At 70.3% G+C, this 13,715-nt stretch carries 11 protein-coding genes; all 11 read left to right on the plus strand.

The features are described 5' to 3' along the window. The first annotated feature begins 22 nt into the window (after nt 1–22). The 11 genes from BM43_RS30965 (at nt 23) to BM43_RS31015 (ending at nt 13,680) form a co-directional block, all read left to right on the plus strand. Nucleotides 23–1,087: a pyridoxal phosphate-dependent aminotransferase gene (locus BM43_RS30965; RefSeq protein ID WP_080742143.1), complete on the plus strand. Its 1,065-nt coding sequence runs from the start codon at nt 23–25 to the stop codon at nt 1,085–1,087. Then, complete coding sequence (locus BM43_RS30970; RefSeq protein ID WP_036051908.1) at nt 1,080–2,186, plus strand: methyltransferase domain-containing protein; 1,107 nt, start codon at nt 1,080–1,082, stop codon at nt 2,184–2,186. The genes BM43_RS30965 and BM43_RS30970 overlap by 8 nt, the downstream gene beginning before the upstream one ends. A 55-nt stretch (nt 2,187–2,241) precedes the next feature. After that, nucleotides 2,242–3,060 carry a formyltransferase family protein gene (locus BM43_RS30975; RefSeq protein WP_013697626.1) on the plus strand — a complete coding sequence of 273 codons (819 nt, stop codon included), beginning with the start codon at nt 2,242–2,244 and terminating at the stop codon, nt 3,058–3,060. Nucleotides 3,061–3,094: 34 nt separating this feature from the next. Beyond that, nucleotides 3,095–4,309, plus strand: a complete 1,215-nt coding sequence (locus BM43_RS30980) for an argininosuccinate synthase (protein ID WP_036051907.1) — start codon at nt 3,095–3,097, stop codon at nt 4,307–4,309. Beyond that, nucleotides 4,306–5,706, plus strand: a complete 1,401-nt coding sequence (argH, locus tag BM43_RS30985) for an argininosuccinate lyase (protein WP_036051906.1) — start codon at nt 4,306–4,308, stop codon at nt 5,704–5,706. Before BM43_RS30980 ends, argH begins: the two co-directional genes overlap by 4 nt. A 28-nt stretch (nt 5,707–5,734) precedes the next feature. Further along, a complete protein-coding gene (locus BM43_RS30990) occupies nt 5,735–6,619 on the plus strand; it encodes a GHMP family kinase ATP-binding protein (RefSeq protein WP_052409212.1) in 885 nt (294 codons plus the stop codon). Nucleotides 6,620–6,702: 83 nt separating this feature from the next. Further along, nucleotides 6,703–7,965 (plus strand): MFS transporter, encoded by a 1,263-nt coding sequence (locus tag BM43_RS30995; protein WP_036051904.1) that lies wholly within the window; start codon nt 6,703–6,705, stop codon nt 7,963–7,965. After that, nucleotides 7,962–8,603 carry a hypothetical protein gene (locus BM43_RS31000; RefSeq protein WP_036051903.1) on the plus strand — a complete coding sequence of 214 codons (642 nt, stop codon included), beginning with the start codon at nt 7,962–7,964 and terminating at the stop codon, nt 8,601–8,603. The genes BM43_RS30995 and BM43_RS31000 overlap by 4 nt, the downstream gene beginning before the upstream one ends. Continuing rightward, nucleotides 8,600–9,766 carry a pyridoxal-phosphate dependent enzyme gene (locus BM43_RS31005; protein WP_080742142.1) on the plus strand — a complete coding sequence of 389 codons (1,167 nt, stop codon included), beginning with the start codon at nt 8,600–8,602 and terminating at the stop codon, nt 9,764–9,766. Before BM43_RS31000 ends, BM43_RS31005 begins: the two co-directional genes overlap by 4 nt. A 52-nt stretch (nt 9,767–9,818) precedes the next feature. Continuing rightward, a complete protein-coding gene (locus BM43_RS31010; protein WP_036051902.1) occupies nt 9,819–12,503 on the plus strand; it encodes a lyase family protein in 2,685 nt (894 codons plus the stop codon). Between the two features lie 103 nt (nt 12,504–12,606). Continuing rightward, nucleotides 12,607–13,680, plus strand: a complete 1,074-nt coding sequence (locus BM43_RS31015; protein ID WP_017921650.1) for a GntG family PLP-dependent aldolase — start codon at nt 12,607–12,609, stop codon at nt 13,678–13,680. Nucleotides 13,681–13,715: the final 35 nt, after the last annotated feature.

Genomic DNA, 13,715 nt, shown 5'->3' on the forward strand with positions numbered 1-13,715 from the left:
CCCACCCGGCAAGGATCACACCGTGAGCGATGGAGCAGTGAAGGAGCGGGCAGCAGGCGTGCGCACGGCGACAGCCGTCGAGGCCGTCTGCCTCGCGTTCAACGAGAACCCGGCGCCGGTCGAGGCGGCGGTGGTGGCGGCCATCACCGCCGCCGCCTCACGCGTCAACCGCTATCCGTTCGAGGACGAACCGCGCGTGACGCGCCGGCTCGCCGAGCACTTCGACTGCCCGGAAGCGAACCTGATGCTGGTGCGCGGCATCGACGAGTGTTTCGACCGGCTCTGCGAGGCGTTTCCGGGCATGCGCCAGGTCAGCGCCTGGCCCGGTTTCGACGGCTATCGCGGGCGGATCGGCGTGTATGGCCTGCCGCACTTCGAGCTGGGGCTGACCGAGTCGCTGCAACTGGACCCGGCCGACCTGGCCCGGCTCACGCGCGAGGACTTCGTCACGCTTGCCAGCCCCTCGAACCCGACCAGCCTGCTGCTGGGCGAGGACGAACTGGCAGCGCTGCGCGCGCGGGCCGGCAAGCTGCTGATCGACGAGACCTACGTCGACTACTCGACGCGGCGGCGCCAGCGGCCCGCCTTCGGCGAGCACGAGTACGTGTTCCGCTCGTTCTCGAAGTCCTACGGGCTGGCCGGGCTGCGGCTGGGCGTGCTGTTCGGGCCGGCCGAGGCGATCGCGTCGATGAAGCGCCGCCAGTGGTTCAGCAATGTCGGCACGCTCGAGCTGAACGCGCTGGAGGCCGTGCTCGACCACGACCAGGCCCGCGACGCGCACGTGGCGTCGATCCTGGCCGAGCGCGCTCGCGTGAGCGAGGCGCTGCGCGCGCTCGGCTACCGCGTGGTGCCCTCCGAGGCGAACTTCGTGCTGGTCGCCAACCCGGCCGGTGCGCGCACGCTGGCCTGGCTGGCCGGGCAGGGCGTGCAGGTGAAGGATGCCGCGCAGTTCGGCCTGGCCGGCCACCTGCGCATCAGCATCGGCCTCGCTCACGAGAACGATCGTCTGCTGGCCGCGCTCGGCAGCTTCCCCGAAGCCGCCGGCTTTTCCGAATCCGTTTCCATCCAAGGTGAATTCCATGACTGAAGCAACGCTCGAACGCGCCGACGTGCGCGACGCCGAACCGACCGTCGAGGCCATCCTCGACTCGACCTGGTTCCAGCCGGAACAGTTCAAGACGCTCGACTACGTGAAGGGTTTCGTCGGCGCCAAGGTGATCTTCCAGATGCTGCAGCTCGGCGTGTTCGACGACCTGCTGGCGGGCAAGTCGCTCGCGCAGATCGCCGAGGGCCGCAAGATGGACGCGTACCTGCTGCGCACCGTCTTCGAATACCTCGCCGTCGAGGGGCTGCTGGTGAAGGAGGGCGAGGGGCGCGATCCGCAGGCGAGCTTCCGCCTGTCCGACTACGGCTCGCGCATCAAGCACTACGAGGGCTGGTTCAACATCCTGATCGGCGGCTACGACAGCATCTTCTCGAACGTCGGCGCGATGCTGACCGAGGGCATCGACGGCTACAAGCGCAACGGCCGGCTGGTCGGCGTCGGCAGTTGCCAGATCTCGCAGTACGACACGATTCCGATCACCAAGGCCTTCATCGAGTCGGTCAAGCCCGACGCGAAGCAGATCGTCGACTTCGGCTGCGGCAACGCGCAATACCTCTGCACCCTGGTCAAGGAGCTCGGCGCGATCAAGGCGGTCGGCATCGAGCCGGACACCGGCGCCTACGAGGCCGGCCTGCGCCAGGTCGAGTCGATGGGCATGCAGGACCAGATCCGCCTGGTCAATGTCGACGCGCTCGACTACGAGATCGACGAGGCGCCCGACTTCATCCTGTTCGGCTTCGTGCTGCAGGAAATCATCTCGCAGATCGGCCGCCCGGCCTTCATCGAGTACCTGCGCAAGCTCGGCCGCAAGTTCGCCGGCAGCTACCTGATGGTGATGGAGGTCGACTACGACATCGACAACGCGGCCGCCATGCAGGCGCCGATGGGGCGCGGCTACTACAACCCGTACTTCCTGCTGCATCCGTTCACCAACCAGCTGCTGCTGCCCAAGCGCGAGTGGGACCAGATCTTCGACGAGGCCGGCTACGACGTCGTGCGCGACGAGGTGACCAGCGCCAAGGCCGACCCGACCGGCTTCGGCATCTGCTACGTGCTCAAGCACCGCGGCGAGGCCGACTGAGCGACCGGACAACGAGCGCGCGCCGTCCCGCGCGCGGCCTGAACAGGATTCCTGAATGAATACTCCAATTCGCGACAAGGTGCTGCTCTGCATCGACAACATCGCCGGGCTCGAATCGCTGCGCTACCTGGCGCAGCGGCCGAGCGTCGAGGTGGTGGCCGTGATCGTCCATCCCGAGGCGAATGCGGTGCAGCTCGACGAGATCCTCGCGCTGTGCGAGCGGCACGCGATTCCGGCCATCAACGTGCTCGACGCGCGCGCGCGTTTCGACGAGCTGATCGTGCCGCTCGCGCCCGACTTCATCGTCTCGATCTATTTCGACTACATCCTCGACGACCGCTTCCTGGCGCTGGCCGCCAAGGACTCGATCAACCTGCATCCGGGCTACCTGCCCTACAACAAGGGCTTCTACTACTACGCCTGGGCGGTGCTCGACGGCACCCCCGCTGGGGTGAGCATCCACCGCATCGAGACCGCCGTGGATGCCGGGCCGATCATCAGCCAGATGCGCGTGCGCGTGGAAGGCACCGATACCGGCGACATCATCTACGACAAGCACATGGACGCCTCGATCGAGCTGTTCCGCACCACCTGGCCGAGCATCGAGACCGGCACCTACCGGCTGTTCCGCCAGCGCCACGGCGGCACGCGCAAGAAGATCACCGAGACCACCGCGGCCATGGAGATCGACCCGGACGCGACCTACGTGGCGCGCGAGCTGATCGACCTGCTGCGCACCTTCAGCTTTCGCGGCGAAGGCGGCTGCCTGATGCAGATCGACGGCAAGAAATACAGCATCGGCATCGAGTTCTCGGAACTCGTCGACAACGTCAACCAGGTGCGCGGCAAGCGCGACAACTATCTCGTCGGCTGACCCGGCGGCGATCCACCCTCACGGAAGACCAGACATGAAACCCAAGCACATCCTGCTCGCCTACTCGGGCGGCCTCGACACTTCCACCGCGCTGCACTTCCTCAAGCAGCAGTTCGACTGCCGCGTCACCGCCTACTGCGCCAACCTCGGCCAGAAGGAGGACTGGGAGCGCATGAAGAAGCGCGCCGCGATCGCCGGTGCCGACGAACTGGTGATCGCCGACCTGCGCGAGACCTTCATCCGCGACTACGTGTTCCCCGCGCTGAAGGCCAATGCCGCCTACGAGCGCGACTACCTGCTCGGCACGCCGCTGGCGCGCCCGGCGATCGTCAAGGGCCTCACCGACTACGCGCTGGCGCACGACGTCGACACGCTCTCGCACGGCTGCACCCAGAAGGGCAACGACCAGGTGCGCTTCGAGATGGCCTCGCGCATCCTCGCGCCGAACCTGCCGACCGTGGCGCCGTGGCGGATGTGGGACATCGCCTCGCGCGAGGACCTGTTCGCCTATTGCCAGAAGCACGGCATCCCGGTCGAGAGCCGCCCGGACAACCTGCTCAGCCACGACGAGAACCTGGTGCACATCACCACCGAGGGCGACTACCTGGAGAGCGTGGGCAATGCCTTCGACTGGCACGACGCCAACTGGATCACGCCGCCGACGCTCGCGCCGGACGCGATCGAGACGCTGCGCGTGGGCTTCGAGCAGGGCGTGCCGGTCAGCGTGGACGGCGAGGCGCTGGGCCCGGTCGAGCTGGTGGCGCGCCTGAACGCGGCCGGCGCGCGCAACGGCGTGGGCTTCCAGGACATCATCGAGAACCGCATCAACGGCCTGAAGGTGCGCGGCGTGTTCGAGAACCCGGCGCTCACCATCCTGCACGCGGCGCACCGCAAGCTCGAGAAGATTACCCTGGGTCGCGACGTCGAGCGCCTGCGCAACCTGGTGTCCGATGAATACGGCGACATCGTCTACCGCGGCCTGTGGTTCAGCGATGAGCGCCTGTGCTTGCAGGCCCTGATCGACGAGACCCAGAAGTACGTGAGCGGCGAAGTGACGGTGCAGCTCTACAAGGGCTCGGCCACGGCCGCCGCGGTGGAGTCGCCGCAATCGCTGTACTCGCGCGACCTGGTCACCCTGCACGCGGGCCAGTCGATTAGCGGCGAGGACGCCACCGGCTTCCTCAACACGCTGGGCCTGCGCATCGGCATCGAGGCCGCGCGCGGCGCGAAAGCGGGAGGCCAGGCATGAGCACGCCCCTGGCGAATCCCTGGGCCGGCCGCTTCAGCCAGCAGATGACCGACAGCCTGGTGGCCTTCAACACCAGCCTGCCGCTGGAGGCCCGCCTGTTCGAGGCCGACATCGACGGCACCGCCGCCCACGTCGACATGCAGCACGCGGTGGGGCTGCTGCAGGACCACGAGCACGCGGCGCTGGCCGCGGCGCTCGGCGAGATCCGCGCCGGCTGGCAGGCCGGCGAGATCACGCTGCGCCCGGCGCTCGAGGACATCCACATGAATCTCGAGACGCTGCTGGTGGAGAAGGTCGGCGAGCTCGGCAAGAAGACCCATACCGCGCGCAGCCGCAACGACCAGCAGGCCACCGCGCAGCGCATCTACTTCATGCGCTCGACGCGCGAGCTGGTGGACGCGATCGACACGCTGCAACGCACCCTGCTCGAGCACGGCGAGCAGCATGCGGGCCTGGTGATGCCGTCCTACACGCACCTGCAGCGCGCCGAGTTCACCTACTACACGCACTGGCTGGCCACCTACGTGGTGATGCTGGAGCGCGACCGCAGCCGCTTCGTCGACGCGCTCGAGCGCGCCGACCAGTGCCCGCTCGGCGCCTGCGCCTCGACCGGCACCAGCCTGCCGATCGACCGCCGCCTGTCGGCCTCGCTGCTGGGCTTTCGCGAGCCGACCCTGCACAGCATCGATTCGGTGTCCGACCGCGACTACCTGGTCGAGTTCGGCGCGCACGCGGCCAACCTGATGATCCACCTCTCGCGCCTGTCGGAGGAACTGATCTCCTTCACCAGCCAGGAGTTCGGCTTCATCGCGCTGGCCGACGGCTACTGCACCGGCAGCTCGATCATGCCGCAGAAGAAGAACCCCGACGTGCCCGAGCTGGTGCGCGGCAAGTCGGCCTCGGTGATCGGCAACGCGATGAGCCTGATGGCCCTGCTCAAGGCGCTGCCGCTGGGCTACAACAAGGACCTGCAGGAGGACAAGACCGCCTGGTTCGCCGCGCTCGACAACTGCATGAGCTCGCTGGCGATCCTCACCGAGCTGGTGCGCACCATGGCGCCGGTGCCCGAGAAGATGCGCGCGGCCACGCTGGGCGGCCACATCATCGCCACCGAGTACGCCAACTACCTGGTGCGCAAGGGCCTGCCGTTCCGCGAGGCGCATCGCGTGGTGGGCGAGCTGGTGAAGACCGCCGACACACTCGGCGTGGACGTGGCCGAGCTGCCGCACGAGCGCTTCGCGCAGGCCAGCGCGCTGTTCGGCGAGGACGTGGCGCGCATCACGGTGGAGGACATGGTGGCGCGCAAGAACTCGCTGGGCTCGTGCGGCGACCAGGCACTCGACGAGCTGCTCGCGCGGCTGCGCTCGATGCTGGCCGCGCACCAGTCCGGCCGCTGACGGGACGACCATGCTCATGTCCGAGCCCATGCGTTCCTTCCATCCGGCCCCGCGCGCGGCGGCGGGCATCTCGTACTGCTCGTTCGGCGAACTGCTGCAGGGCGTGCTGCTCGAGGACGAGAGCGACTTCCTCGTCACCCTGCCGATCCGCAAGTATTCGGTCAGCACCTTCGTGCCCGATCACGGCAGCAGCGAGATCGTCACGCAGCCCAGCGGCAAGACCAAGGCGGCCGCGCTCGCGCGGGTGATCCTCGCGCGTCACGGCAGAACGGTCGGCGGCACCTTCCATATCGACTGCGATATCCCGGTCGGCAAGGGCCTGAGCAGTTCCTCGGCCGACCTGCTGGCCACCGCGCGCGCGATCGAGGTCTACCTGGGCCGCGAGCTGCCGCTGGAACAGCTGTGCCGCGACATGAGCGGCATCGAGCCGACCGACGGCGTGATGTTCGCGGAATCGGTGGTCTACCTGCAGCGCAAGGGCATGTTGCGCGCGCGGCTGGGCCGGCTGCCGAACCTGCAGATCGTCTCGCTCGACGAGGGCGGCACGCTGGACACGCTCGAATACCATCGCGGCGGCGAAGCCAACCGCCACAACCGCGAGCATCGCGCCGAGTTCAACGAGCTGCTGGAGCGGATCGTGGCGGCCTTCGCGGCGCGCGACCTGGCGGAGATCGGGCGGGTCTCGACGCGCAGCGCCCAGATCAACCAGAAGGTCAACCCGAAGCGGCACCTGGTGGCGGTGCAGGACGTCAGCGCCGCGACCGGCGGGCTCGGGCTGGTGACGGCGCATAGCGGCACCTGCATCGGAATCCTCTACGAGGCGGGGCGCGCCGACCATGCGGCGAACCTGGCGCGGGCGGTCGACGCGCTGTCGGCCCACGGAAGCGTGAGGGTCTATGACACGATCTGCTGAACGCCTGCCCGGCCGCGCGCCGGGCGCCTCGCGCACGCGGCGGCTTGCCGTCGCCGCCGCGCCGGCCAGCCGGGGAGGGTGCCATGCGCGTGCCTGACACCGTCGCCGAACTGCCGAGCCCGGTCGATCGGGCCGGGCGGCTCAGCACCCGCAACGCGCGGATCTACCTCGCCTACCGGGTGCTGACGCTGGCCATCGTGGATCGCGCGATCTTCGTGATCTTCCTGTTGCACAAGGGCTTCGACGCCTACCAGATCGGCATCCTGCAGGGCGTGTTCTTCGTCGCCAACATCCTGTTCGAGGTGCCGGCCGGCATGTTCGGCGATGCCTTCGGCCGCAAGCGTTCGGTGCTGCTGGGGCTGGCCGCCTACTGCCTGTATGCGCTCGGGGTGATGGTCAGCGACGGCTTCGTGGCCTTCCTGTGCCTCTATGCGCTGCTCGGCACCGCGCTCGCGCTGGTCTACGGCTCGGACACGGCCTTGCTCTACGACAGCCTGGTGGCCGACCGGCGGGTGGCCGACTTCAACGGCATCCAGTTGCGCGCCAACGCGCTGGGCCTGATCTCGGGGGCGCTGGCGGTGCTGGCCGGCGGGCTGCTGCAGGAGCTGTCGTGGAACGCCGTGTATGCCGCCTACTTCGTGGTCTACGCGCTGGCGCTGGCGGCCTGGAGCTTCGCCGCCGAGCCGCCGCGGCTGGCCGCCGAGGGCCAGGCGGCGGAGCACGAGCCGCCGGGCAAGGAGGTGATGCGCGGCGAGGTGATGCGCGAGCTGTTCGCGTTCCTGCGCGGGCACTGGCGCGGCGTGGCGCTGCCGATCCTCGGCTTCACCGCCTTCGCGGCCTGCACCTCGCCGTTCTTCACCTTCAGCCAGGCGCTGTTCAAGGGCAACGGCTTCAGCATCGAGACCATCACCTGGTTCTTCTTCGCCGCGCAGATGCTGATCGGCGTGGTCTACCTGGTGATGCAGCGGACCATGTCCTTCCTGCGTTTCTACCCGGTGGTGATCGCCAGCACGCTGCTCACCACCGCGGTGCTGGCCTCGATGTGGTTCAACGTGGTGGCGGTCGATTTCGCCGGCTTCTTCCTGGTGATGATCATCAACCCGATCGTCACCGTGGTGGCCAACGAGTACTTCAACAAACGGCTGCCGAGCCGGATCCGCGCCTCGTTCCTGTCGCTGATCGGGCTCTGCATGTCGGTCACCATCGCGGTGATGTACTTCCTGTACAGCTATCTCGCGAAATCGCTGGCGATCCATCAGGTGATGGCGTCGTCCTCGCTGATCGCCGCCTGCGCGTTCGGCATCTTCATCGTCGCGCGCTGCGTCGACACCGGGGAGGAAGCATGAAGCTGCGTCGTCTGCTGTACCGCGAGACGCCGTTCGAGGCGCTCGCGCCCGCCGAGCTGCAGCATCTCGGCAGCGCCTTCGGCGAGATGGTCGCCGCCCATCCGCTGATCTACTACTGGGTGCATCGCGTCGATGCCCGGCGCTGGCTGATCACCGACTTCTTCCACGCCTCGATGCTGCGCTATCGGGGCCTGGAATTCGTGCTGATCGAGGACGGCACGGTGTCCTACTACCGGCTGCCGGGCGCCAAGGTGGGCGGCACCGGCCACGTGCCGGAAGGGATCTACCACGTGGCCATCACCTCGGGCGCGGGCGCCGCGTTCCGGCTCTCGATCCGCAAGAACCGCACCGGCCGGCTGGAGCTGCTGGAGATCGCGCCGGCGGCCGCCGGCGGCACGCCCGGCGCGCACCAGGAGCTGCCGCGCCACGTGCTCGAGCCCAGCAAGTTCGCCGACGAGCTGAAGACCGCGATCGCCAGCGGCGTGGAGTGGTGCTACCGGCGCCATCGCAGCGCCGACGCGCTCGCGCGCGCCGCGCTGGCCGACGAATGGCGCGCCGCGCGCTGGCCAAAGGCGGTGCGCGGCAGCGGCACCGATTCGGATGCCTATCTGTGGATGCTCGAACAATCGATCGCATGAACGACACCATGACCCAGATCCTCGACCATGCCGGCGGCCTCGACGCCCGGCTCTACGACAGCGTTTCCGCCTCGCTCGACCACCCGGACCTGATCGCGCTGCGGCCCGGCCTGGTGGCCGCCGCGTTCCGGCTCATGAAGCTGGTGCCGGCCAAGTACATCATCGAGAAGGCGCTGGCCACCGGCCAGCTCGATCCCGGCATGCCGGTGCTTGAAACCTCCAGCGGCACCTTCGCGATGGGGATCGGCATCGTCTGCGCGGAGAAGCGCATCCCGTTCCACATCGTCAGCGACGCGGCGATCGACGCGCGCTTGCAGGCACGCCTCGCGCAGCTCGGCGGGCGCGTGCAGATCGTCGGCGCCGACGCTTCCGGCTCGAACGTGCAGGTGCTGCGGCTCGAGGCGCTGCAGGAGCAGTTGCGCGACAACCCCGGCGGCTTCTGGCCGCGCCAGTACGACAACCCCGACAACCAGCAGGCCTATCGCGCCTTCGCGCGGCAGCTGATCGCCGCCTTCGGCCGCGACCTGGTGGTGGTCGGCACGGTCGGCTCGGGCGCCTCCACCTGCGGCACCATCAAGGCGCTGCGCGAGACCGATCCCTCGATCCGGCTGGTCGGCGTCGACACCTTCGGCAGCGTGCTGTTCGGCCTGCCGGTGGGCAAGCGCGCGCTGCGCGGGCTGGGCAACTCGATCCATCCCGGCAATGTCGACCACGCCTGCTTCGACGAGGTGCACTGGGTGTCGCCGGCCGAGGTCTATGCCAGCACGCGGCGCCTGCATGCCGAGCACGGCCTGTACTGCGGGCCGACCTCGGGCGCGGCCTTCATGGTCGCGGAATGGGTGCGCGCGCAACGGCAGGACGGCAAGACCGTGGTGTTCATCGCGCCGGACGAAGGCCATCGCTACATCGATTCGGTCTACGACGACGCCTGGCTGCGCGAGCAGGGCGTGGCCGACACCGTGCTGGCCACCGAACCGTCGCGTGCCGGCAGCCCGGCCACGGCCGGCGGCGCCTGGGCCCGCTTCGAGTGGGAACGGCGCAGCTTCGCCGAGGCCACCGGCCGCGACAAGCCGGCCGGCGACGCGCTGGCGCAGATCCGCGCCACGCCCACCGCGCCCGCCGTGCCTGCCGCGCCCGCGGCGGCCCCGGCCCCCGCGGCCTGAGCCGCCCGGCGAACCCGAACCATCGAGCAACCGACCACCTGACGCCCTGACCGTGAAGACCTTCGTATTCATCGAAAGCAATACCACCGGCACCGGCCGGCTGTGCCTGCGCCAGGCGCTGCTGCGCGGCTACCAGGTGGTGTTCGTGACCGCCCGCCCCCAGCTCTATCCGTTCCTGCGCGAACTGCTGATCGAGCCGCTGGTGGTCGATACCGCCGACGTGGCGCGCATCGTCGATGCGCTCGGCGCGTTCTCGCAGATCGCCGGCGTGTTCTCGACCTCCGAGTATTTCATCGAGACCGCCGCCACGGTGGCAGCGCACTTCGGCTTGGCCGGCGCGAGCCCCGAGGCGATCCGCACCTGCCGCGACAAGGCCCGCCTGGCCGCCTGCCTGCAGCGGGCCGGCGTGGGCGCGGCCCACACCGAGGTGGTGCCGGACCTGAGCGCCTTGCGCGACCTGGCGCTCGGCCTGTCCTATCCGCGCGTGCTGAAGCCCTCGTTCGGCTCGGGCAGCGTCGGCGTGCGGCTGGTGCGAAACGAGGCCGAGCTGCTCGAGCACGGCGCTCAGATCCTCGCGGCGCGCAGCAACGAGCGCGGGCTGGCGGTGGTGCCGCAACTGCTGGTGCAGGCCTTCGTCGAGGGCGCGGAGTTCTCGGTGGAGGTGGTGGGGCTGGGCGCGGGGCGCGGTTATCGCGTGCTCGGCGTGACCGGCAAGCATCTCGGGGAACTGCCGTTCTTCGTGGAGAGCGGCCACGATTTCCCGGCGCCGATCCAGGCCGCCCAGCGCGACGCGCTGGTGGCCGAGACGCTGCGCGCGCTGGACGCCACCGGCCACCGCTTCGGCCCGGCCCATGTCGAATGCCGGATCGCCGAGGGCCGCGTGGTGATCATCGAGATCAACCCGCGCCTGGCGGGCGGCATGATCCCGCAGGCGATCGAGGCGGCCACCGGCATCGACGTGCTCGGCGCGATGGTGGACCTGCACGCGGGCGTCTCGCCCGACCTCGCGCCGCGCCGCGACGGCCAGGCCGCGATCCGCTTCGTGCTGCCGGGCCGGCGCGGCACGATCCGCGCGCTCTCGTTCGCCCAGGCGCCGCGCGCGGCCGGCGTGCGCATGCAGTTCATGGCGCTGCGCCAGCCGGGCCAGCGCGTCGAGCTGGACGGCGATTTCCGCGATCGCGTCGCGCTGGTGCTGGCCTCGGCGGCCGATCGCGAGACCCTGGCGCGCGCGCTGGACGGCATCGAGGCGCGCGTGAAGCTGGAACTGGACGAGACGGACGCGCCCGCGCCGGCGGCCGGCACGGGCCGCCTGCGCCGCGGCCTGCATCCCGAGGCGCTGGCGATCGTGCGCCGTCCCGAGCCGCCGGCCGAGCGCCTGGCCGAGCTGGAGGCCTATGCCGCGATCGACGAGGCCCATCTGCTGATGCTGGTCGACGCCGGGCTGTGCCCGCCGGCGCGCGCGGCGGTGGTGCTGGCCGAGTTGGCGCGCCAGCGCGAGGCCGGTTTCGCGGCGATCGTCGAGGCGGTTGCGCCGCGCGGCAGCTATGCGCTCTACGAGCAGTTGCTGATCGAGCGCGTCGGGCTGGAGGCGGGCGGCGCCGTGCATACCGCGCGCTCGCGCAACGACATCAACGCCTGCGTCGCCAAGCTGCGCGCGCGCGACTGGTTCGACAGCGCCGCCGACCGCCTCTGGCGGCTGCGCTCGACCCTGCTCGACAAGGCCGGCGCCACGCTCGACTGGCCGCTGCCGGTCTACAGCCAGTACCAGGTGGCCCAGCCGGGCAGCTTCGGCTACTACCTCTGGTCGGTCGAGGCCGCGCTGCGGCGCGACCAGGCCGCGCTCGACGCGCTCGACGAGGACCTCGCCAGTTGCCCGCTCGGCGCGGGCGCGGGCGCCGGCACCGATTTCCCGATTCGCCCGGAAACCAGCGCCGCGCTGCTCGGCTTCGGCCACAGCTTCGACAGCGCGCTGGACGCGGTGGCCAGCCGCGACCTGGTGCTGCGCCTGCTGTCGGCGCTGGCGATCGCGGCCGCCACCTTGAGCCGCCTGGCGCACGACCTGCAGCTCTGGACCATGCGCGAGACCGACTTCCTGGCGCTGCCCGACGAGCTCTCCGGCGGCTCCTCGCTGATGCCGCAAAAGCGCAACCCGTACCTGCTGGAGATCGTCAAGGGCAAGCTCGGCCACGTGGCCGGCGCGCTCAACGCGGCGGTGTTCGCAGCGCAGCGCACGCCCTTCAGCAACTCGGTGGAGATCGGCACCGAGATGCCCGCGCATTGCGCCGACGCCGTGCGCGAGTTCGGCGAGAGCTGCGAGTTGCTGCGCTTGATGATCGACGGCATCGAGGGGCACCCGGGGGCGATGCGCGCCGCGGCCGACCGGGGCCTGGTGACGGCCACCCAGGTGGCGAACGCGCGGGTGCGCGAGACCGGCACCAGCTTCCACGAGGCGCATCACGAGGTGGGCGCGCTGATCACCGCCACGCTGGAGGCGGGCGGCGACGCGCCGGCCGCGCTGGCGGGCCTGGTGCGCGAGCCGCTCGCGCCGGTCGAGGCGGCCGCCGCGCGGCTCGCCCACGGCGGCGGCCCGGGCGCGGCCGAAGCCGGCATCGAGCGCGCGCTGGCGCTGCTGCGCGGCTCGGCCGAGACCGCCTGGAAGCGTCGCGCGGCCTGGCAGGCCGGTGCGCGGCAGCGCCAGACGCGGGTCGCCGCGCTGCTGGCGGCGGCGCCGCACTGAGGCCGAGCGCGGCCTGGCCAGCCGCAACACCCACAAACGGCGGCGATCGCATCGATCGTCGTCAGGATGACGAAACGAATTGACCGAACGAGAGACGCAGGCGATGGACCGACCCCTGATTGATTTCCTGAGCGATACCGTGACCGTGCCGACCGCGCCGATGCGCCGCGCGATGTTCGAGGCCGAAGTCGGCGACGACTGCTACGGCGAGGACCCGACCGTCAACGAACTGGAGGCGCTGGCCGCGCACATGACCGGCAAGGCGGCCGCGGCCTTCGTGTCGAGCGGCACGCTGGGCAACCTGACGGCGCTGCTGGCGCAGTGCCCGCGCGGCCACGAGGTGATCCTCGGCGACCAGTCCGACCTCTACAACTACGAGGCGGGCGGCATCTCGCTGGTGGGGGGCGGCGTGCTGCACCCGGTGGCCACCGCGGCCGACGGCAGCCTGCCGATCGAGGCGCTGCGCGCGGCGATCCGCGACCGCCACGACTACCAGTGCGCGCCGGCCGCCGTGATCGCGCTGGAGAACCCGCATTGCCTGGCCGGCGGCCGCGTGCTCTCGCTCGACTACCTGCGCCGCGTGCGCGAGCTGGCCGACCAGCACGGCCTGGCCGTGCACATGGACGGCGCCCGCCTGTTCAACGCGGCGGTGGCGCTGGGCGTGCCGGCCGCCGAGATCGTCTCGTATGCCGATTCGGTGCAGTTCTGCCTGTCCAAGAGCCTGGCCGCGCCTTACGGCTCGATGGTCTGCGGCAGCGCCGAGCTGATCGATCGCGTCAAGCGCTACCGCAAGCTGCTCGGCGGCGGCACGCGCCAGGCCGGGATCATGGCCGCCGCCGGCCTGGTCGCGCTCACCGAGATGGTGGAGCGGCTGGGCGAGGACCATCGCCGCGCCGCGCGTCTGGCCGCCGGGCTCGCGCGGATTCCCGGCATCGCGCTGCGCGCGCCCGCGTTCGACACCAGCATGGTGTTCTTCGACGTGGCGGTGCCCGGCAATGCTGCCTTTCTCGATGCGCTGCGCGAGCAGGGCATCCGCATGGGCCTGCTCGGCGACGGCGTGATCCGCGCCGTCGTCCACTACCAGATCGACGACGCGGCGATCGACGCCACCATCGCGGCCGCCGGGGCGATCCTCGCCGAGGCCGCGCTGCCCGAGGCGATGGAGTCGCATCGATGAGCGCCGCGACTTCCCGCATCTCCACGGTCTGCGCC

Origin of the sequence: Burkholderia gladioli, from assembly GCF_000959725.1 — a bacterium.
GTDB classification, from domain to species: Bacteria; Pseudomonadota; Gammaproteobacteria; order Burkholderiales; family Burkholderiaceae; genus Burkholderia; species Burkholderia gladioli.